The organism is Cupriavidus numazuensis, from assembly GCF_905397435.1.
Lineage (GTDB): Bacteria > Pseudomonadota > Gammaproteobacteria > Burkholderiales > Burkholderiaceae > Cupriavidus > Cupriavidus numazuensis.
Map to the genome: position 1 here is coordinate 82249 of NZ_CAJPVI010000035.1, position 19440 is coordinate 101688.

General features: G+C 66.4%; 20 protein-coding genes. 12 read left to right on the plus strand and 8 right to left on the minus strand.

Annotation, left to right across the window (positions count from 1 at the left end; genetic code table 11):
• The first annotated feature begins 74 nt into the window (after positions 1–74).
• From KHO41_RS25405 to KHO41_RS25440, 8 genes are all read left to right on the plus strand, one after another.
• Positions 75–698, plus strand: coding sequence for a TetR/AcrR family transcriptional regulator (locus KHO41_RS25405; protein WP_211956023.1), 624 nt, complete (start codon positions 75–77; stop codon positions 696–698).
• A gap of 132 nt (positions 699–830) precedes the next feature.
• Positions 831–2060: a YbfB/YjiJ family MFS transporter gene (locus KHO41_RS25410; protein WP_211956024.1), complete on the plus strand. Its 1230-nt coding sequence runs from the start codon at positions 831–833 to the stop codon at positions 2058–2060.
• 80 nt (positions 2061–2140) lie between these two features.
• Positions 2141–3256, plus strand: coding sequence for an NADH:flavin oxidoreductase/NADH oxidase (locus tag KHO41_RS25415; protein ID WP_211956025.1), 1116 nt, complete (start codon positions 2141–2143; stop codon positions 3254–3256).
• Between the two features lie 42 nt (positions 3257–3298).
• Complete coding sequence (locus KHO41_RS25420) at positions 3299–3721, plus strand: VOC family protein (RefSeq protein WP_211956026.1); 423 nt, start codon at positions 3299–3301, stop codon at positions 3719–3721.
• A gap of 95 nt (positions 3722–3816) precedes the next feature.
• Positions 3817–4293, plus strand: coding sequence for a DUF2501 domain-containing protein (locus KHO41_RS25425; RefSeq protein WP_211956027.1), 477 nt, complete (start codon positions 3817–3819; stop codon positions 4291–4293).
• Between the two features lie 207 nt (positions 4294–4500).
• Positions 4501–4668 (plus strand): hypothetical protein, encoded by a 168-nt coding sequence (locus KHO41_RS25430; protein WP_011300433.1) that lies wholly within the window; start codon positions 4501–4503, stop codon positions 4666–4668.
• Between the two features lie 800 nt (positions 4669–5468).
• On the plus strand, positions 5469–6764 hold the full coding sequence (locus tag KHO41_RS25435; protein WP_211956028.1) for an MFS transporter: 1296 nt from the start codon (positions 5469–5471) through the stop codon (positions 6762–6764).
• A gap of 75 nt (positions 6765–6839) precedes the next feature.
• Positions 6840–7277 (plus strand): EamA family transporter, encoded by a 438-nt coding sequence (locus KHO41_RS25440; protein WP_376989704.1) that lies wholly within the window; start codon positions 6840–6842, stop codon positions 7275–7277.
• 17 nt (positions 7278–7294) lie between these two features.
• Here the strand turns inward: KHO41_RS25440 and KHO41_RS25445 are convergent, their stop codons facing one another.
• Positions 7295–7543 carry a nickel-binding protein gene (locus KHO41_RS25445; protein WP_211956029.1) on the minus strand — a complete coding sequence of 83 codons (249 nt, stop codon included), beginning with the start codon at positions 7541–7543 and terminating at the stop codon, positions 7295–7297.
• Between the two features lie 43 nt (positions 7544–7586).
• Positions 7587–10688, minus strand: coding sequence for an ATP-binding protein (locus KHO41_RS25450; RefSeq protein ID WP_211956030.1), 3102 nt, complete (start codon positions 10686–10688; stop codon positions 7587–7589).
• A 180-nt stretch (positions 10689–10868) separates the two neighbouring features.
• On the opposite strand from KHO41_RS25450, the gene KHO41_RS25455 reads away from it, so the two are divergent.
• Positions 10869–11174 (plus strand): hypothetical protein, encoded by a 306-nt coding sequence (locus KHO41_RS25455; protein ID WP_211956031.1) that lies wholly within the window; start codon positions 10869–10871, stop codon positions 11172–11174.
• Here the strand turns inward: KHO41_RS25455 and KHO41_RS25460 are convergent.
• Entirely contained in the window at positions 11171–11911 is a 741-nt protein-coding gene (locus KHO41_RS25460) for an AraC family transcriptional regulator (RefSeq protein WP_211956032.1), read from the minus strand. The genes KHO41_RS25455 and KHO41_RS25460 overlap by 4 nt on opposite strands.
• 17 nt (positions 11912–11928) lie before the next feature.
• The gene (locus tag KHO41_RS25465) at positions 11929–12696 is read right to left on the minus strand and encodes a Crp/Fnr family transcriptional regulator (protein ID WP_376989705.1); all 768 of its coding nucleotides are present in this window, start codon (positions 12694–12696) and stop codon (positions 11929–11931) included.
• 137 nt (positions 12697–12833) lie between these two features.
• Here KHO41_RS25465 and KHO41_RS25470 point away from each other — a divergent pair, with 137 nt between their 5' ends.
• Positions 12834–14468, plus strand: a complete 1635-nt coding sequence (locus KHO41_RS25470; RefSeq protein ID WP_211956034.1) for an acyl-CoA synthetase — start codon at positions 12834–12836, stop codon at positions 14466–14468.
• 8 nt (positions 14469–14476) lie between these two features.
• Here the strand turns inward: KHO41_RS25470 and KHO41_RS25475 are convergent, their stop codons facing one another.
• The 3 genes from KHO41_RS25475 to KHO41_RS25485 all read right to left on the minus strand — a co-directional run bounded on the left by KHO41_RS25475 (position 14477) and on the right by KHO41_RS25485 (position 15505).
• On the minus strand, positions 14477–14749 hold the full coding sequence (locus KHO41_RS25475) for a DUF6566 family protein (RefSeq protein WP_211956035.1): 273 nt from the start codon (positions 14747–14749) through the stop codon (positions 14477–14479).
• 12 nt (positions 14750–14761) lie between these two features.
• The gene (locus KHO41_RS25480; protein ID WP_211956036.1) at positions 14762–15037 is read right to left on the minus strand and encodes a hypothetical protein; all 276 of its coding nucleotides are present in this window, start codon (positions 15035–15037) and stop codon (positions 14762–14764) included.
• A gap of 219 nt (positions 15038–15256) precedes the next feature.
• On the minus strand, positions 15257–15505 hold the full coding sequence (locus KHO41_RS25485) for a hypothetical protein (RefSeq protein ID WP_211956037.1): 249 nt from the start codon (positions 15503–15505) through the stop codon (positions 15257–15259).
• 173 nt (positions 15506–15678) lie between these two features.
• Here KHO41_RS25485 and KHO41_RS25490 point away from each other — a divergent pair, with 173 nt between their 5' ends.
• Complete coding sequence (locus tag KHO41_RS25490) at positions 15679–16782, plus strand: AGE family epimerase/isomerase (protein ID WP_211956038.1); 1104 nt, start codon at positions 15679–15681, stop codon at positions 16780–16782.
• Here KHO41_RS25490 and KHO41_RS25495 read toward each other — a convergent pair.
• Positions 16779–17645: a LysR family transcriptional regulator gene (locus KHO41_RS25495; protein WP_211956048.1), complete on the minus strand. Its 867-nt coding sequence runs from the start codon at positions 17643–17645 to the stop codon at positions 16779–16781. The two genes, KHO41_RS25490 and KHO41_RS25495, sit on opposite strands and share 4 nt — an antisense overlap.
• Before the next feature lie 164 nt (positions 17646–17809).
• Between KHO41_RS25495 and mdtD the strand changes: the two genes are divergently transcribed.
• Positions 17810–19210 carry a multidrug transporter subunit MdtD gene (gene mdtD, locus KHO41_RS25500; RefSeq protein WP_211956039.1) on the plus strand — a complete coding sequence of 467 codons (1401 nt, stop codon included), beginning with the start codon at positions 17810–17812 and terminating at the stop codon, positions 19208–19210.
• The last annotated feature ends 230 nt before the right edge of the window (positions 19211–19440 follow it).

Sequence of the window (19440 nt, forward strand, 5' to 3'; positions counted from 1 at the left end):
GCCGAGCGGCTTGCGTTTTATATCGATCGATCTATAATCGGTTTCATATCGATTGATACAAAACGGCATCCGCCATGGCCAGACCCCGTAAATTCGACGAACAGACTGCGCTGACCGCTGCCCAGGACGCCTTCTGGGCGCGCGGCTACGAGGCCACGTCCACGCGCGACCTCACCAGCGCCATGGGCATGACCCAGCCCAGCCTCTACAACGCGTTCGGCGACAAGCGCTCGCTGTTCCTGCAGGCGCTGGATTTCTACCTGGACCACAACCTCCGCGAAAGGATTGCGCGCCTGAGCAAGCTGCCTTCGCCGGCGGCGGCCATCAGTGCATTCTTTGCGGAAAGCATCGCACGCTCGCTCGCGGACCCTGAGCACCGTGGCTGCCTGCTCGTGAACACGGCGCTGGAAGTCACGCCGCAGGAGCCGGAACTGCGGCAAAAGGTGTCGGAAGAGTTCGAGCGCATGCGCAACTTCTTCCGCGACAGCCTGGTTGCCGCACAAGCTTCCGGCGAAATCCCTGCTGCGGGGCCGGTTGAAGACAACGCGTCGCAACTGCTGGCCCTGGTTCTCGGTGTGCGCGTACTGGCGCGCACGGCACCCGACCCGCAACTGCTCGAAAGCGTCGTACGGCCTGCGCTCGCATCACTGGGCCTGCCGCCGTTACCGCTTGCCCCTGCCACAGCTGGCACCGGCTGATCCCCGCAGCACCGGCTGCATCGTCCCGATCCGTTCGCTGCTTCCGTTTCCGCACGCCCCCGGCTTGCGGAGGGGGCGCCTTTACGTCCGCGTTTTGCCGACACCCATGCGTGTCGTTTCCCGGAGTCCACCATGTCACAACCGCTCACCGCCAGACCCGGCACGGTCCCCCAGGTACCACTCGACGGCGCCGCCATCTATGCCGCGCTGGCGGGTCTTTGCGCCAGCCTCGTTGCCATCGGGCTGGCACGCTTTGCCTACACGCCGCTGATTCCAACGCTGATCCAGGCGCACTGGTTCACCGCAGCACAAGCCGTGACACTCGGCGCGGCCAATTTTGCGGGCTACCTCGCCGGAGCGATGCTCGGGCGGCCGTACGCCTCAGCGGTGTCGAACCGTACCGCGTTGCGCACACTGATGCTGGCCGCGAGCGTTGCATTCATCGCGTGTGCATGGCCGTTGTCGGTGATCTGGTACTTCGCGTGGCGCTTTACCGCGGGCCTCGCCGGAGGCGCCATCATGGTGCTCGTGGCCACGTCGATCCTGCCGCATATCCCGGCACCGCGGCGCGGGTTTGTCAGCGGCATGATCTTTCTCGGGCTTGGACTTGGCATTGCGGCTTCGGGCACGCTGGTGCCGTGGTTGCTGCAACTCGGCTTGCGCGAAACCTGGATCGGCCTGGGCCTGGTGTCGCTGGCGCTCACGCTGCTGAGCTGGTTCGGCTGGCCTGCGGCCGATACGCCAGCGCATCAGCCAGCGAATGCCTCGCGATCGACCGCAATCCCTGCAGGCATGCGTCGGCTCTACGCGCAGTACGCCCTCAACGCGCTGGGCCTGGTGCCTGTGATGCTGCTGCTGGTCGACTACATCGCGCGCGGACTCGGCCGGGGCAGCAGTATTGGTGCCGGCTACTGGGTGCTCTACGGCGTCGCTGCCATCGCCGGGCCGCCGCTGTGCGGGCTCATTGCGGATCGCATCGGCTTTCGCCTGGCGTATCGCGGCGCCATGCTGCTACAAGGCTTGGCGGTAGCGCTGCTTGCGGTGTCTGGACATGCGCTTGTCGTCGGCGTCGCGACGGTCATGCTCGGCGTATTCACGCCAGGCATCGCGCCGCTGGCGCTTGGCCGTATCCAGGAATTGATTCCGCATGACCCTGCTGCGCAACGGGCTTCCTGGAGTCATGCGACCAGCGCATTCGCGCTGCTGCAGGCCTTGTCCGGCTACGGCTACTCCTGGCTGTTTGCGCATTCGGGCCAGCGCTACGCGCTGATCTTCGCTTGCGGCGCAGCGGCAATGGTGGTCGCCCTGGCGCTCGACTTCGGCGGCGCACGGCGGCAAGCGGCAAATTCCGCATCGGCCTAGAATCGAGCGGTTCACCCGTCGCATACGGTCCCCTCGGTGCGCCGACTCTGGTCCCCTGATTTGCAAGACAAGGTATTCGCATGAGCCACCTGTTTGATCCTCTAGACATCGGCAATCTCACGCTGTCCAACCGCATCATCATTGCGCCCATGTGCCAGTACTCGGCGCAGGATGGCAATGCGGTCGACTGGCACATGATCCACCTCGGCTCGCTGGCGCTGTCCGGCGCGGGCATGCTGATCCTGGAAGCGACGGCGGTTTCCCCGGAAGGGCGCATCACGGCAGGGGACCTCGGCCTCTATTCGGACGAGAACGAAGCCGCGCTCGGGCACGTGCTCAAGGCAATCCGCGCACACGCGCCGATCGCCGTGGCGATTCAGCTTGGACATGCCGGGCGCAAGGCGTCGAGCCAGGTGCCATGGGAGGGCGGCCAGCAGGTGCGACCCGATGCGCCGGGCGGCTGGCAGGCGGTTGCACCCTCGGCGGTGCCCCATGCCGAAGGCGAGGCGCGTCCCACCGCGCTCGACCGCGCCGGCATGGACAAGGTGCGCGACGACTTCGTGGCGGCGGCGGTACGAGCGGTCAGGCTCGGCATCCAGGGTATCGAGATTCACGCGGCACACGGCTACTTGCTGCACCAGTTCCTGTCGCCGCTGGCCAATCATCGCGACGACGAGTACGGTGGCAGCCTAGAAAACCGCATGCGTTTCCCGATCGAGGTCTTCGACGCGGTGCGCGCGGCCGTGCCCGCGGACCGGCCGGTATGGATGCGCATCTCGGCCACGGACTGGGTGCCGGGAGGCTGGGATATCGAGGGCACGGTGGCGCTGTCGCAGGCGGTCAAGGCGCGAGGCTGCGCGGCGATCCATGTCACCACGGGCGGGGTTTCGCCGGCACAGGCGATCAAGCTCGGTCCGGGCTACCAGGTTCCGTATGCGCAGCGCGTGAAGGCAGAGGTGGGCCTGCCCACTATCGCCGTGGGCCTGATCACCGAACCGGAGCAGGCCGAGGCCATCATCACGGGCAACGAGGCCGACGCCGTCTCGCTGGCGCGCGCGATGCTCTACGATCCGCGCTGGCCGTGGCATGCCGCAGCGAAGCTCGGGGCTAGCGTGGCGGCGCCGAAACAGTACTGGCGTTCGCAGCCGCGCGAGTTGAAGGACCTGTTTTCCGGTGCGAACTTCGGTCAGCGCTGAATTCGCGCTGCACCTTTTCACTCCCCAAGAGGAGGAGGGCCCATGAAACCACGTGTCACGCTGATCACGCTGGGCGTCGATGACCTGGAACGGTCGCTGCGCTTCTATCGCGACGGACTGGGCCTGCCGACGCAGGGCATCGTCGGCGAGCAATTCGAGCATGGCGCCGTGGCGTTCTTCGACCTGCAGCCGGGCCTCAAGCTTGCCATCTGGCCGCGTGCGAGCCTTGCGCATGACACCGGATTGCCGGTGTCCGTTCGCGCTGCGGCCGGGGCGTCTCTGGCCCACAACGTCGGCAGCCAGGCGGAGGCCGATGCGGTCATGCAGCAGGCCGCGGCGGCGGGCGCCACCATCGTCAAGCCCGCGCAGGCGACGTTCTGGGGCGGCTACGCCGGGTATTTCGCCGATCCGGACGGCCATCTCTGGGAAGTCGCCTGGAACCCGCAGATGCTGCCCGCAGACTGATCATTCTTGCCAGAAGTGCGCGCGGGGTCGCGGCGCTGCCGCGCGCACTATAGTAGAAGCTGACCTGCAGGGCACATGGCCGGAGGGAAGGCACGATGAAGGCATGCAAGACAACGCTGGGGCGGCATCGTCGCGTGGCGGCCATGGTACTGGCATCGGCCGTGCTGATGGGCATGGCCCCGTTCTCGTGGGCCCAGCTGGGCGACGTATTGAAGAATCCGTTGGGTGGCGGCGCGGACAGTGCAACCGGCGCGCTCGGAGGACTGGGCAGCGGTCTTTCGCTGCAGTCGCTGTCATCGGGCAGCATGGGCAATGTCACGGGCCTGCTCGATTTCTGCATCAAGAACAATTACCTCGGCGCTGGCGGCGCGGGTTCCGTCAAGGACAAGCTGATGGACAAGCTTGGCGGGCCATCCAAGGCATCGACGGACAATGGCTACACCAGCGGCGCGCAAGGCATCCTGCAGGATGGCCATGGCAAGACGCTGGATCTGAGCGGTAGCGGCCTCAAGGCCAAAGCGACTGAACAGGTGTGCGAAAAGATACTTTCGCAGGGCAAGTCACTGCTGTGATTTTGCGCAGCGCATCAAATTTTTAGTCCCTTTTCACCTGGTTTCGCAGGGATTTCCATGATTGCCACCTACCCGCGAAGTGGCGACCATGATTCACAACAGACAGCAAACGCATTGCGCCAGGGCGTCCCCCCAACAAAGCGGCCTGGCGGCAGCACGATGTAGACCTATAAAAACATCCGGGGCAAGACCCCACGGGAGACATCCATGCAAGTCTATGACGGCCTCGTGTACCTGACTGCGATGGTGCTGGTGTGCTTGTATGTCTATCTTGGCGTGCTGACGCGCAGCACGGCGATCAGGCTGGGCTCCCCGGCCATCGTCGCGGTGCTGGTGCTGGTGTACTCCATGTCGCCAATGCACGCCGTGGGCTGAGTGCCCGCGCGGCGGCCTGGTGGCCGCCACCAGGCCGCACAGGTGAGCAAAACGGATCCTCGCAGCACTGCGAGGTGCTGTGCTTGGTATGCGCTGCTGTACGCCGGCGTAACCTCGTTCGGGGGCTAGCCGCTCTTGGCATGCCTGCTGTTCGCTCCGATTACGACGCGCGCGCAGCGCAGCCGAAGGCGTCCCACCACTGCCGCTATTGAAACGCTGTACCCGAGTCCGTCTTGGGGATCGTCCAAAAGCCGTGCCGCGCGAGGCACAGGTTCTGACTCACATGGCGTAGCAGGTTGGAACGGCCGACCACCATCGCAGGCGTCCAAAGCCGTTTGAGCCACTGCCGCCGCGGAATTGATGGCCAGCGGCAACGACGCGCTTTTTGGTTACTTTTTGTCGCTCGGACAAAAAGTGACTCGCCGGCTACGCCGGCGAAACAGCCACGCCAGCAAAGAGCGACACCCCCAACCCCAACCCCAAAACCCCCGCCGACCACACTATCGCCCCAGCGACGCCCGCCAAACCACAACAACTCCGCCCCAATAAAAATCCACAACAATTCGCGCAGCAAAACCCAAACCACCAGTCCCCCGCTCGCAAATTCGCTCGGCGAGCCATAAGGCATTCCCCGACATGCCCGGCAAATCGTCGGATACGACGAGTAACCCTCACCCGACCCTGTCCAGAATTTTTCCGAGACGGCCCGGCCAAGCGGTGTCGCCCCCGCGCGTCGCCCACAATCAATTTGCGCAAGCCCCGGGCCGGCTCTACAAACAAGAAAACGGAGACAAGGACGAATGAGTGCAACGTATCAGCGGGGCCGTGCATGGGTGGTCACCGTGCTGCTATTCCTGTTCGTGGTGGTGAACTTCCTCGACAAGATCAGCGTGGGGCTGCTTGCCGGCCCGATGATGGATGAACTCGGCCTCACGCCGGCGCAATTCGGGCTGGTCGGCAGCAGCTTCTTCTGGCTGTTCGCGGTGGCCGGCGTGGCCGGTGGCTTTATTGCCAACCGTGTGTCCTGCACGTTGCTGCTGTTGCTGATGGCCGTGGCATGGTCCCTGTTTCAGATTCCGCTGGCATGGTCGTCGAGCCTGGCCGTGCTGATCGCGGCGCGCGTGCTGCTGGGCATTGCCGAGGGGCCGTCGACCGCCATTGCCATCCATGCGGCCTACAAGTGGTTCCCCGATGATCGCCGCACGCTGCCCGTGGCGTTCTTTACGCAGGGCGGTGCCACGGGCCTGATCCTCGCCGGTATCACGATTCCATCCATCACCGCGCACTGGGGCTGGCGCGCGAACTTCTACGTGCTGGCCGCGCTCGGCGCGGCCTGGGCGGTGCTGTGGCTGCTCTTCGGTGGCGAGGGCAATGTCGAGCAGCCTTCGACGCAGGCAACCCCGCAACAGCGCGTTCCGTATCGGGCGCTGCTGGGCGATGCCACGGTATTGGGCTGCTTCCTGCTGCGCTTTGTGGCGTACTGGAGCCTGGCGCTGTCGCTGACGTGGTTCGCGGCCTACCTGCAGCGCGGGCTTGGTTTCGACCATGCCACGTCGGGCCGGCTGTTTGCGGTCATCATCGCCGTCAATATGCCGGTCACGATGGCGGTGGCGTGGTGGTCACAGCGCATGCTGCGCCGGGGCACGCCGTCGCGCATTGCCCGGGGCCGCCTGGCTGCGATGATGCTCGTGGGCGCCGGGGCTTGCCTGGCGGCGCTGGTGGCGCCGGGGCTGGACAACTGGCAGCGCGTGGCGCTGCTCGCGGCAAGCTGCGCGCTCGCACCGTCGATCTACTCGCTCGGGCCGGCCATGCTGGCTGAAGTGTGCCCGCCGGCGCAGCGCGGCGCGCTGCTGTCGATCGACGCTTCGATTTCATCGATCGCCGGCATCCTGGCGCCGCTGGTGACGGGCTATCTGGTGCAGAGCGCCACTGGGGCGCATGGTTACGAGACCGGCTTCGCCGTCTGCGGCGCGTTGATGATCGTTGGCGGGCTCGGTGGCGCCGCGCTGATCAATCCGGAGCGTTCGAAGCAGCGTGTCGCTGGTCTGCAGCAGCAAGGGGCAGCCGCGCCGGACGCGCGCGCCGCGCACGCCTGACGATAGCGGTCGCGCTCGCCGATATACTGCAGGCTTTGCCGGGCCATGCGGCCCGGACGCTCCGGAGCGTTCACGATGATGCCTGCAGCTTCCAGCTGGTTCGCCTGGGCCGTGCTTTCCGCGATTTTCGCGGCCCTGACCGCGATCTTTGCCAAGGTCGGCCTTGCCGGCATCGATTCAGACATGGCCACGCTGGTCCGCGTGGTGATCATCTTCGTCGTGCTCGCTGCGTTCGTGGTGGGCACCGGCAAGTGGATGGACCCATCGGCCTTCTCGGCCAGAAACTGGGTCTTCCTCACGTTGTCTGGGCTGGCCACGGGCGCCTCATGGGTGTGCTACTTCCGCGCGCTCAAGATCGGCGATGCGTCCAAGGTGGCCCCTGTCGACAAGTTCAGCCTGGTGCTGGTGGCACTGTTCGCCGTGCTGTTCCTTGGCGAACGGCCGGCGCCGCGTGAATGGCTCGGCATCGGCCTGGTCGCGGCCGGCGTGATCGTGCTGAGCCTGCGGCGCTAGCGCGCGGCACGGTCGCGTCATTCCACGACATCGCCCACCCACACGCGGTCAAAGCTCGCCGCTGCTTCACGCTGGATCTTGCGGACCGTCTCGGCATCGGGCGCTTCGTACTCGCACACCATGCGCATGCGGTCCGCGGAGATCAGGCTGCGCCGCCACGCGACGTTGTACAGCGCCAGGCAAGGCCGCTCGCGGTCGGCGACGATCTTCATGTCTTCATCGGACTGCGGCGTGGCAAAACTGCGTTCTACAACGATGCGGGACATGGCGGGCTCCTTCTCGTGACATCCACTGCTTGATGCCTGCAGGCTAGGCGGGCCGCGTTGGCGCCAGCGTTGGAATCGCGCGGCACGCTTCGCGAGCCCCGTTGGCGGCAGCGGTGGCGCGGGCGTTCAACGCATGCTGGTGCCCGGCCTCTGCGAGTTCCGCGAGCCAGTGTGCGGAACTGGCAACGTCTCCGCTTTCCGCATCCACCATTGCCAGATGCGCCAGCGCGACGACCGTTTCGGTCTGGCGCCGTACGGTTCGCGCGGCGGCCAGCGCTTCGAGTGCGAGGGGCCGGGTCGGAACATCGCTCCCGTTGTCGCGCAGCAGGCTGGACGTGCTGTTGAGCGCGTACGCGAGATGCGCCTTGTCGTCGATGGCACGCAGGTCTTCCAGCGCCTGTTCGAGTGTCGGCAGCGCGGATGCATCGCCTTGCCGCAGGCCGGCAAGGGCCGCCAGCGCACGCGCGAACGGGGCGTCGGCCTCGCCCATGCGCCGTGCGGCCTCTGCAATGCGCGCGCTGAGGCCGGCAAGTTCGACGTCGCGTCCAAGTTCCAGCGCAAGGGTGGCGAGCCATACCAGGCATTCGTACTCGCGCCAGTGATCCTGCCGCTGGCGGGCCAGGGCAACGGCAAGCGACACGCGGTCGAACGCGGTGGCCGCGTCGCCATGCGCACGTGCCAGCAGGCCCTGGCCCCATGCGAGCTCGATGACGCGCAGGGCCAGCGACTGCGCGAGCCTCTCGGCATCGGCCAGCATCGCTTGTGCCTGTGGCAGGTCGGACTCGACTTCCAGCAGGCAGCGCGCCGTGTTGGCGAGCTGCTGGCAACGCGTGGCGGCGTCGGCCTTGCGGGTCATGCGCTCGGCGGCGAGCGTGGCCAGGCGGGTGCCTTCGATGTCATTGTCCTGCTGGGACAGCCACGACAGCATATGGAGGCCTTCGGCCGCGTCTTCGTGCAAGCCCAACGCGTCGGCATCTTCTACCGCTTGGCGCAGTGCCTCGGCCAGTGCCGGCGTACGCCGTTCCGGCCGGTTGCTGGCTGCTACGACGCGCAGTTTGAGCAGGCGCACAGCCAGGCGCGTACGTGCGGGGCCCGACACCAGCGCCTCGAGCAGGCCCAGCCCACGCTCGGTGACCAATACGGCTTCGTCGTTGGCGCAGACGCGCAGGCAGTGATCCGCGGCATCCGCGCAGGCCTTCGCCGCGAGCGCGGAATCTCCGGCCAGCGCCGCGTGATGGGCCAGCTCGCCATGCAGTGCGGGATCGGTGGCGCATTGCGCCTGCAGGTGCTGGGCGATCCAGCCATGAACGATGCGGCGCCGCGGCGCCGACATGCTGCGATAGGCGGCCTGCCGCACCACGTCATGGCTGAAGTCATAGCAAGCGTCATCGCCAATGCCGGACATGGTGCCTGGGCGGAGCAGGCCATGCCGTTCGAGGCGTTCCAGCGTGGCGAGCACCTGTGCCAGCGGCGCACCCGCAACGTCCGCCAGCAGGCGTGGCCGGACTTCACGACCGAGTGCGCATGCACGCAACAGCAGTTCGCGTGCGTCGTGGTCCAGTGCATCGAGCCGTTGCATGACGAGTTCGTCCAGCGTCGATATCGCGCCGGTCTGTCCGCATGAAGCGGCGTCGGCAAGCTGAAGGATGAATAGCGGATTCCCGCCGCTGTCGCGTGCCACGGCTGTGGCATCAAGCGTAGAGCCCGGCCCGAGCAGGGCCGCGACCTCCGCCGTGTCTAGCGGACCCAGCGGCAGGCGCCGCAGTCGGCCATCGCGCGCGAGCGACTGCAGCAGGCTGCGCGTCCAGGCATTGTCTGCGGTCTCCGCTACGCGCGCGGCGGCGCAGGTAACGATCGGAGCCTGCGCGGGCAAGGTGCGGCACAGGTAGTGCAACAGCGCCGCGGAGCCTTCGTCCATCCATTGCACGTCGTCGAGCAGCACGGCAATCGGTTGCTCCATGGCCTGTCGGCCAAGCCATGCCGCGGTGTCGCTGAACAATTGCTCGCGCGAGCCCGAGGCGTTATCCGGTGAGGACGCGGGCGGCCAGTCATGCGCCATCGCGCGCAGCGCATCGCTCCACAGGCCGTAGGGGCGGATCATCTCCGCTTCGTAGCAGCGCCCGCGCAAGACGCGCAAGCCGGCGTGGCGCGCGGCATCGGCCAGGTAGTCGAGCAGCCGCGTCTTGCCGATACCGGATTCGCCTTCGAGCAGTGTGAGCACGTTTGCGTGGCGGGCCGCGACCAGGGCGTCCATGGCGTGCCGTTCGCGCTGGCGCCCCACGAACGGTGCGGACGGTGGTGGCGTGATGGCCGTATCGGACGCGCTCGACCGTTCGTCGCACGTTTGCGGCACGGCGCTACGTTCCTGTTGCCGGCGTCGCGCGTGGCGAATGGCCTGATCGAGCGGCCCGTCGGCGGGCATGGACAGCTCACGCTGCAGCAGGTCGCGCGCATAAGTGTAGTGCTGCTCTGCATCGGGATAGCGTCCCGCTGCCGACAGCATGCCGACGAGCGTGGCATGCGCGGATTCCGCAAGCGGATCGGCCGCAACCATGGCGCGCGCATATTGCAGCGCCTGATCCGGGGCGTCCTGCAATCGCGCGACCAGCTCGGCGAGGACCGCGCTGCGCATGCCGGCGTAGCGCTCGCGCTCGGCCGTGCACCAGTGATAGAAGCGATAGCACCCGGGCAGGTCCAGGCCGCTCAGGAATTCGCCTTGCAGGAGCTGGGCGGCTTCTTCCAGCGACTGCAGCGTGGCGTTCGTGGCGCCGGCTGCCAGGAGCGCCTGCACGCGCGCGATATCGAGCCATACATCGCCGCATTCCAGATGCACGCGTTCACGGTCGCACCGCAGCCGCGCATCGCCGGGCACATCGACCACGGGACGCAGCTTGGTCAGGCTCCAGCGCAGCGCCGCGCGCGGATCATCGGGGCTGTTCCAGAGCAGGTCGCACAGGGCCTGGCGCGACTGGGCCGTACCGGTCGCGGCAAGGTAGCCCAGCAGCGCGCGCGTGCGCCGGGATGCCGGCAGCGGTACAGCCGCCGTACCGTGCATGACGCAGAGATCACCCAGCAGGCGGATGCGCAGCCGGTCATCGACAGGCGCGGTGGCGGGCGACAGGGAACGAGAGGGTAGGGCTGCCACGCTGCTTTCAACCGTGGTTTCAACGATGCCGGCACATAGTGGAACCGGTTGGACGGCGCGGACCGCGCTGGGCGGATTCACCGGCCAACCGCGCGGCACCGCCCGGCGTGGCCTGCAAAAAAGGTAGCACACGGAATCGCGCGTCGCTACGGCGGCGTACCTTGAAACTGGAGAGACATCATGCTGATCGCCAGATGGCAGATTGACGCCCGCTTCGGGCACAAGCAGGAGGTGATCAGCCGCCTGCAACAGTGGGCGCAGGACATCGCGCCGCAGGTCGGCCTGCAGTGCGGCCGGCTGCTGACCGGATCGATCGGCGCGCTGGAGGCCACCGTCGTCCACGACTGGGAAGTGGCCGACCTGGCCGAGCTGGACTGTGCGTGGCAGAAACTCGGCCAGCTTCCCGCGCATGCGCAATGGGGGCGTGAGCTGGAACCGTTCGTGGTGTCCGGCACCGCCCGCTGGGAAATCTATCGCGTCATCTAGGCCGTAGCGGGCACGGGCCACGCGGCCCAGGCCGGCATGTGCGTGCGCCGGCCATCGTGCGTGCCGGGCAGCAGTTGGGCCGGCTCTATGCCAAACAGATTGGCGCAGGCGTTCGCGAACGCTGCGGCCGAGCGCAGCCCGGACTGGGTCGCCAGCAAATCCAGGCGGCTCGCTGGCAGCACCGTCGCGGCATCGGACAGCGCCAGCATGTAGAACGCCCGCGCGGTGCGCTGTTCGCGCACCAGCGGGTGCAGGGCCTCGCCTTCGGCGAACAGGCGCGCACGGACCAGGCGCTGCGCGACCTGCCACTGTTCGGCAAGCAGCGTGGCATTCCAGTCCGTCGTCGGATGCTCGAACACGAGCCGCGCCAGCGTGCGGGACCAGTGCTTGTCGTGATGGATCGCGTTCATGCGCGGGCAGACTGTGTCCGGCACGGCCTCGAACGTGATGGTGCACGCTTGCCCCGGCGCGGCTTGCAGTTCGCAGTCGAAGTGCGCGAACGCCGGGACCACGAACGGGTCGCCGGGCCGCACGTCGCGCCGCGCATTGACGTCGCGCAGCCGGGCCGCACCCTGCACGGCTTCCACGCGCACGGCGAACGGAAAGCGCAGGCGGGTGATGCGGACGGGATTGCGGCTGACAAGGGGCATGCGGGCAATGGCGGTGGCGCAGGCGCGCGGCCGGTAACTGTCGCAGCATTCGGCGGCCGGCGCAACCTTCAAGGCTGCCGGCGCCATGACATTTCGGCCGGGGACTACAGCTCGGACAGCCCGAAGTGACGCAGCCGTGGCAGATCGGTCACGCGTATGGTCTGGTACGCCAGGTGGACTAGTCCGTCGTCGGCGAGCCGCCGCAAGGCCTGGTTGACGCGCTGTCGCGACAGACCGGTAAGCAGCCCGATTTCCTCCTGCGACAGCTCCAGCACGGGGCTGGTGCGCGGATACAGCGATGGATGGAACAGTTGCGCAATGGCCTGTGCGACGCGTGCATCGGCGCTGAGCAGGCGGTCGTTCTGCACCGTGGCAATGAATTGCCCCATGCGCTCATTGAGCTGCGTGACGACAAAGCTGGAAAACGGCAGGCTTTGTGCGAGCAGGGTATTGAACACCGGCTCCGGCACCAGCAGTACGCGCGAATCGCGGATCGCAATCACGTCGTAACGGCGCAGCTCGCGCTTGATCACGCTGCCTTCGCCGCACCAGCCGCCGGCCGGCACGCCCGAGAAGGTGCAACCGCGCCCGTCAGGCGTGTAGACGGCAAGCTTGATGAGCCCGCTGTCGACGCCGATCCAGTCGCGCGATGGTTCTCCACGCCGCGCGATGAAGGCGCCTGCGGCAAACTCCTGCAGCACGGTCTCGCGTGCCGCAAGTGCCTGGTGCTCCGGCGCGAGCGCATGGAACCAGGCATGGCCGGCGAGTGGGGATGCGGTCGGGGAAAGGTCGGGCGCGGTCATGGTGGGCGAGCTTGCGAAACGCCGGGCAAACGGGGTTTTGCGGGGTCGTGGCGCTGGCTCTGTAAGAATCCTGTAAGCCTTGCCTGGCGCGGCTTTCCGGGAGGTTTGTCGTCCGGATGACAGTGCGCAGGCGTGTGCGATGATAGCCTTGCGGAAGAAAAAGTTACAGCGCCCCGGTGCCAGACAGTTCTGCGGAGACACAAGCCATGCCCACCGATTTCGACAGCGGCCTCGGCCGCAACGCGGCCAATTTCGTGCCGATCACCCCGATTGATTTCCTGGTCCGCGCCGCCGAGGTGTACGGCGACCGGCCAGCCATTGTGCACGGCCCGGTGCGCCAGAACTGGCGCGACACCTACGTGCGGGCGCGCGGCCTGGCCAGCGCGCTCGCGCGTGCCGGCGTCGGCAAGGGCGATACCGTGGCGGCGCTGCTGCCCAATACGCCAGCCATGATCGAGGCGCACTTCGGTGTGCCCATGGCCGGCGCGGTGCTCAATGCGCTCAATATCCGCCTGGACGCCGCGAACCTCGTGTTCATGCTGCGCCATGGCGAGGCACGGGTGCTGCTGGCCGATACCGAGTTCGCAGACCTTGCGCGCCAGATGGCGCTGGAAATCCCGGGCCTGAAGGTCATCGCCGTGGAAGATGCGCTGGGCCCGCAGGCCGAGCGCTTCGGCGACACCGACTACGAGTCGTTCCTGGCTTCGGGCGATCCGGAGTACGCGTGGAAGATGCCTGACGACGAATGGGACGCGATTGCGCTGAACTACACGTCGGGCACGACGGGTGACCCGAAAGGCGTGGTGTACCACCACCGTGGCGCGGCCATGAATGCGATCTCGAACATCCTCGAGTGGGACCTGCCCAAGCATCCGGTCTACCTGTGGACGCTGCCGTTGTTCCACTGCAATGGCTGGTGCTTTCCGTGGACCATTGCGGCGCGTGCGGGCGTCAATGTGTGCCTGCGCAAGTTCGAGCCGCGGCTGGTGTTCGATCTCATGCGCGACGAAGGCGTGACCCACTACTGCGCGGCCCCGATCGTGCATACCGCGCTCGTCAATGCACCGCCGTCATGGCGCGAAGGCCTGCGCGGGCCGGTGCGTGGCATGGTGGCCGGCGCGCCGCCGCCCGCTGCCGTACTGGCGCAAATGGAGACGATGGGCTTCGAGCTGACCCACGTGTACGGCCTCACGGAGGTGTACGGGCCGGCAGCGGTATGCGCCGAGCAGGACGGCTGGGGCAGCCTGTCGCAGGAAGAGCGCGCGGTGAAGAAGGCACGGCAGGGGGTGCGCTATCACCTGCAGTCGGGCGTGGCCGTACTCGATCCCGATTCGATGCAGCCGGTGCCCGCCGATGGCGAGACCATCGGCGAAATCATGTTCCGCGGCAACATCTGCATGAAGGGTTACCTCAAGAACGAGAAGGCGACGCGCGAGGCCTTCGCGGGCGGCTGGTTCCACACTGGCGATCTCGGCGTATGCATGCCGGACGGCTACATCAAGATCAAGGATCGCAGCAAGGACATCATCATCTCCGGCGGCGAGAACATTTCGAGCGTGGAGGTGGAGGATGCGCTCTACCGCCATCCGGCCGTGCTTGCGGCAGCAGTCGTGGCGCAGCCGGACGCCAAGTGGGGCGAAACGCCGTGTGCGTTCGTCGAGTTGAAGGATGGCGCGAGTGCGACGGCGGAGGAACTGATGGCCCATTGCCGCACGTTGCTGGCGGGCTTCAAGGTGCCCAAGGCGGTGTATTTCGGTCCGCTGCCGAAGACCTCGACCGGCAAGATCCAGAAGTTCGAGCTGCGGCGCAAGGTCAAGTCGGATTCGGCAATCGACGTCTGACGCGACGATCAGGAGAAGGAAGCCTCTTCCTCGGCTTGCCGGCTGGCGATGAGCCGGTCGATCGTTTCGCGGCCCCACGCCAGCCCTGCGCGGCTGGCGTCGGCAGCACACGCAAAGCGCACGCCACTGTCCGGGTAATGGTCGGGCAGGGCGTGGCCTTGCTGCCAGATGTGCACGCGCAGCGTCCACCAGCCGTCATGCAGGCCCCCGTAGCGAAGTGCCGCAATGTGGATGCGGTAGCCGCGATAGGGGGCGCTGTGCTCGTGTGAACCGCTGGGCATGGCAGATGCAAATCAACGCAGGCCGGCGTGCTGTGGCGGCGGCGGCCCGGGCCTGTGCCATTCCTGTGAGATTTCCGGGAACACCTCGAATTCACCACGCACGATGTTCTCGATGGTGGTGCATACGCCCGCCGTGCCACGCGGCCCGACGCAGACCAGGCTGCGCGGATGGTCGGTGTGCTGCGGAATGGCGTACACGTGCATGCCCTCCTGGAACAGAGGGTGTTTCACCAGGCGCTCGTTCATCAACTCGACGAAACGCTGGGGACTGACGACCGGCTTTTCCATAGCGAGCTCCTGCGGCGCTGCCGTCGGGCGCACGATGCGTGCACGGGGCCGGCATACGCGTAGTAAAGGCCAGGAAGATTTCGGGCAAGTGGCGTGAGCCCCGCGCGGTAGCGGGGTGGCCGGAGGAAGCGCGAACAAAAAAGCCGCCCGCGTTGCCACTGCCAACGATTTCAGGTTAGGCGATACGTCCGGCGGAGAAAAGCCGCCGGACGCCTCAGGTCAGGAAGGCCGCACTTCTCCGGCGGCACGTGGCCCGTCGAGCATGTAGTTGCCTGCTGCCCAGCAGGCGGCTTCGGCTTCGGCCTCCGAGGGGTAGGAAGAACTGGCTTCGATGGTGCAGTCAGCATCGGCCGCGCCGCAGTGCTCTTCCATCACGATGCGCCAGGTGTAAAGGCCCGGCGGATCTTCCAGGACATGGAGCACGAGCGTGCGGTGGCTGTCGGCCAGGGTAAGGGGCTGAGTCGACATGACAGTCTCCGGGAACGGCGACGACTTAGATGCTAGCAACTGTGCAGGCCCAATTCCAGCCGGTTATCCAGGCTGAGCCAAGGCAGTGACTGGCTGTGCATCTTCCGTCGCGGCGCGGTTTCCAGTATCTTCTGCGCGGAGGCGCCGGGTGGCGCCCGCTTTTCCAGACTCGCATGCCCATCTCGCCTCAACTCGCCGAACTGGTTGCGTCGCTGCACGCACACTATGCCACCACCGTTGTGCCGCCCTGGATGGGCAACGGCTGGAATACCGACCTGATGCTGCCATATGAGGCGCTGGACGGCGCCACCGGCACTGCTTTGCCCCCGGTGCGCTATCGCGCCATGGCCTGCGCGCGCCAGCTCTACGTTTTTTCGATGGCGGGGATGCTGCGCCATGCCGATACGCTGTTCGGCTCACTGCAGGCCTACTTCGGCAATGGCGAGGGAGGATGGATCTACAGCGTGGATCCGGCGGGGATGCCGCTGGATTCCACGCGGGATCTGTACACGCATGCCTTCGTGATCTTCGCGTGCGCGCATTACTACCTCATCAGCCGTAATGGCGATGCGCTCGATGTGCTGGAGGAAACACGCGATGTGATCGAACAGCGCTTTGCGGATGGCACGGGCCTGTACCATGCGGCGCTGTCCGAATCCTTCAAGGACCAGGGCGCTGGCTTGCAGCAGAATCCCATCATGCATCTGACCGAGGCTTACCTCGCGGCATTCGGAACGATCGGCGACCTTTGGTATGCAGATCGCCTGCGCGAGATCGCCGCGGCGGTGCATGGCCGATTCGTCGATCCGGCCACCGGCTGCATTGCCGAACTGCCAAAGGGTACTCCCGGTAACCGCATCGAACCTGGCCATCAGTTCGAGTGGTTTTCACTGGTTGCGGGCAATCATGATCTGTTCGAGGGCTCGCCGCTCACCGAGTCCCTGCAGCGGGCCTTCGTGTTTGCGCAGACGCACGGCGTGGTGCCCGGGACGTTCGGCGTCAGCGCGGCGCTCGACGAGCATGGCGCGTTGCTTGATGGCACCGAGCGCATCTGGGCCCAGACGGAATATGCGCGTGCGCTGGCCGTGCATGGGACGCCCGAATCGCTGGCGACGCTCGAAGCGCAGTTGCGCCAGTACCGCACCCGTTTCCTGCACAAGGGTGGCTGGCACGAATGCCTGGCGCCCTCGGGCGAGGTGGTGCGGGCAGAAATGCCGTCAACGTCGCCGTACCACCTCTGCACGGCCTACGCCGAGCTGCCGGATCTGGAGAGCTAGGCGCCTGTCCAGCTACTGGCGGCGCGCAGATCGCTCTTCTGCAGCAGCCGCAGCAGTGTCTCGGCCGGCTGGCTCAGCCGGCGCGCAGACAAGGAAATAAACTCGACCTCGGGCAGCACCGGCAGCTTTTCCCAGTTGAGCGGCGGCGCGACGCCTTCGCCATACAGGTAGCGCGAGCGCACGGTCAGCCCCAGCCCGCCGCGAGCGGCGGCAAGGCATCCGGAATGGCTACTGCTGCTGCAGACGACTTGCCACTGGCAGCCGGCCTTGGCCAGCGTATCGAGCACGACCGAGCGTGTCACGCTCGGCTCGTACACCAGGATCAGCGGCAGCGGCTGCGACAAGTCCACCACCGTCCCGGGGCGTGCCAGCCATTCCAGCGAGCCGCGGAACAGCGGCACGCCACGGCGGTCGCCCTGGCGACGCTTGCCCAGCATCAGGTCGAGCGAGCCGGCATCCATCAGTTCGTACAGCTTGCTGGTCATGGCGATGGTGATCTCCATCTCCACGTCGGGGTGCGTATTGCGGAACGCCGACAACACGCCCGACAGCGGTCCCTGCGCCAGATCTTCCGATGTGCCGAGCCGCACGCGGCCGCGCAGCCGTGGCGCTGTGAACTGGGATTCCGCGCGCGCGAGCGCCTCCAGGATGAGCCGCGCATGCACGAGCAGCGCTTCGCCGTCAGGCGTCATCGACAGCGAATGGGTATCGCGCACGAACAGGCGGCGCCCCACGCTTTGTTCCAGGCGGCGGATATGGTCGCTGACGCTCGACTGAGACAAGCCAAGCTGCCGACCCGCTTCGGTAAAGCTGCGCGCGGCGGCCACGGTGGCGAAGGTTTGAATCCAGACCGGGTTTAGCATGGAAGCGATTGTCATCGGCAAATCCGATCGCAGTCAATATCTCCAGCGGGGTTCCCGATCGGAAGGGTGGTGACTATGATCGGTTCCATGGCCTGGCTGCCAGGGCTTTGCAGAATCTCCTCCTGCCTTGTTTGCATGCCTTGCCAAGCACAATCCCAACGCCCATGAGCCAAGCTTCCGCCCCCTCTCTCAAGGCCATGTTGTGGATCGTCGCTGCGGGTTTCTTCATGCAGACGCTCGATACCACCATCGTCAACACCGCACTGCCTTCGATGGCACACAGCCTCGGGCGCAAGCCACTGGAGCTGCAACCCGTGGTTGTCGCGTACACGCTGACCATGGCGATGCTGACCCCGGCGTCGGGCTGGCTTGCCGACCGCTTCGGCACGCGGCGCGTCTACTTCTGCGCCATCCTGATCTTCGTGCTCGGTTCGCTGTTCTGCGCTGGCGCGCAGACGTTGCCGGAACTCGTGGTGGCCCGGGTCCTGCAAGGCATCGGCGGCTCCATGCTGCTGCCGATCGGCCGGCTCGCCGTGCTGCGCAATGTATCGGGCGAGCAGTACATTGCCGCGCTCGCCTTTGTCTCGGTGGCCGGGCAGGTGGGACCGATCTTCGGGCCGGTGCTGGGCGGCTGGCTGGTGCAGCACGTTTCGTGGCACTGGATCTTCCTGATCAACGTGCCCGTCGGCGTTGTGGGTTTGCTCGCCGTGCGGCGCTATCTGCCGGTCGGCGACACAGGGGGCGCGCCGGCGTTCGACTGGATCGGCTGCGGCCTGCTGTCGCTGTGCATGGTGGCGTTCTCGCTCGCACTCGATGCGCCGCTGCAGGAAAGCCACGCAGGCTGGAGCGCCGGCCTTGCCGCGATCAGCGTGGCTGCCGCGCTGCTGTATATCCCGCATGCGCGCCGCAGCCGTGCGCCGCTGTTCCGGCTGGCACTGTTCCGCGAGCCGAATTTCAGCGTGGGGCTGGTCGGCAACCTGGTGTGCCGCATCGGTTCCGGCGCTGTGCCGTTCCTGCTGCCGCTGCTGATGCAACTGCAGCTCGGCTACTCGCCGTTCCACGCGGGGCTGATGCTGCTGCCGGCCGCGCTGGCGGGCGCGGTGTCCAAACGCTGGATCGTGCCGCTGGTGAAACGCTTCGGCTATGACAACTTCCTGCTCGTCAACACCGCGCTGGTCGGCGCATCGATCGCGTCGTTTGGTGCGATGTCCCCGGGCTGGCCGCTGGCGCTCTCCATTGCGCAACTGGCGCTGTTCGGCGCGACCAACTCGATGCAGTTCGCTGCCATGAACAGCGTCACGCTAAAAGGCCTCAGCGTCGAGGACGCGGGCAGCGGCAACAGCTTGTTCTCGATGGTGCAGATGTTGGCCATTGGCCTGGGCGTGACCGTTGGCGGCGGGCTCGTGACCTTGTTCTCCGATCGGATCGGGGATGCGGGTCCCGCTTATCGGCTGGCCTTTGTGGTGGTCGGCACGATCACGCTTCTGTCGGCGCTGGTGTTCCGGCGCCTGGATACTGCAGAACTTGGAAAAGGGCGGCGCGCGGCTGCGGCGCGCGCGCCTTGAGTTGAATAAGCTTGTGTAGCTTCAGAACCAACATCTCTGTCCCCGTGGCCATATGGTCAAGACGATGCACCGCTTTGGTCTATGGGGCGTGCAGCTTGTTTTCTGTTTTTTTGGCGCTTCGGCGTGTGTCAAGGTAGTTGTCGCGTCCGCCGCTATGCTGCTTTCCTGTACTCCGTGGTTTGCGGCTCGGCCCGTTCGGGGTTCAGGTAGACCACGGCATCCAGATTCCA

Excerpts from the sequence above, each read along its gene's own strand:
- KHO41_RS25405 (WP_211956023.1), top strand. The coding sequence starts at position 75 with ATGGCCAGACCCCGTAAATTCGACGAACAGACTGCGCTGACCGCTGCC.
- KHO41_RS25410 (WP_211956024.1), top strand. The coding sequence starts at position 831 with ATGTCACAACCGCTCACCGCCAGACCCGGCACGGTCCCCCAGGTACCA.
- KHO41_RS25415 (WP_211956025.1), top strand. The coding sequence starts at position 2,141 with ATGAGCCACCTGTTTGATCCTCTAGACATCGGCAATCTCACGCTGTCC.
- KHO41_RS25420 (WP_211956026.1), top strand. The coding sequence starts at position 3,299 with ATGAAACCACGTGTCACGCTGATCACGCTGGGCGTCGATGACCTGGAA.
- KHO41_RS25425 (WP_211956027.1), top strand. The coding sequence starts at position 3,817 with ATGAAGGCATGCAAGACAACGCTGGGGCGGCATCGTCGCGTGGCGGCC.
- KHO41_RS25430 (WP_011300433.1), top strand. The coding sequence starts at position 4,501 with ATGCAAGTCTATGACGGCCTCGTGTACCTGACTGCGATGGTGCTGGTG.
- KHO41_RS25435 (WP_211956028.1), top strand. The coding sequence starts at position 5,469 with ATGAGTGCAACGTATCAGCGGGGCCGTGCATGGGTGGTCACCGTGCTG.
- KHO41_RS25440 (WP_376989704.1), top strand. The coding sequence starts at position 6,840 with ATGATGCCTGCAGCTTCCAGCTGGTTCGCCTGGGCCGTGCTTTCCGCG.
- KHO41_RS25445 (WP_211956029.1), bottom strand. The coding sequence starts at position 7,543 with ATGTCCCGCATCGTTGTAGAACGCAGTTTTGCCACGCCGCAGTCCGAT.
- KHO41_RS25455 (WP_211956031.1), top strand. The coding sequence starts at position 10,869 with ATGCTGATCGCCAGATGGCAGATTGACGCCCGCTTCGGGCACAAGCAG.
- KHO41_RS25460 (WP_211956032.1), bottom strand. The coding sequence starts at position 11,911 with ATGGCGCCGGCAGCCTTGAAGGTTGCGCCGGCCGCCGAATGCTGCGAC.
- KHO41_RS25470 (WP_211956034.1), top strand. The coding sequence starts at position 12,834 with ATGCCCACCGATTTCGACAGCGGCCTCGGCCGCAACGCGGCCAATTTC.
- KHO41_RS25475 (WP_211956035.1), bottom strand. The coding sequence starts at position 14,749 with ATGCCCAGCGGTTCACACGAGCACAGCGCCCCCTATCGCGGCTACCGC.
- KHO41_RS25480 (WP_211956036.1), bottom strand. The coding sequence starts at position 15,037 with ATGGAAAAGCCGGTCGTCAGTCCCCAGCGTTTCGTCGAGTTGATGAAC.
- KHO41_RS25485 (WP_211956037.1), bottom strand. The coding sequence starts at position 15,505 with ATGTCGACTCAGCCCCTTACCCTGGCCGACAGCCACCGCACGCTCGTG.
- KHO41_RS25490 (WP_211956038.1), top strand. The coding sequence starts at position 15,679 with ATGCCCATCTCGCCTCAACTCGCCGAACTGGTTGCGTCGCTGCACGCA.
- KHO41_RS25495 (WP_211956048.1), bottom strand. The coding sequence starts at position 17,645 with ATGCTAAACCCGGTCTGGATTCAAACCTTCGCCACCGTGGCCGCCGCG.
- mdtD (WP_211956039.1), top strand. The coding sequence starts at position 17,810 with ATGAGCCAAGCTTCCGCCCCCTCTCTCAAGGCCATGTTGTGGATCGTC.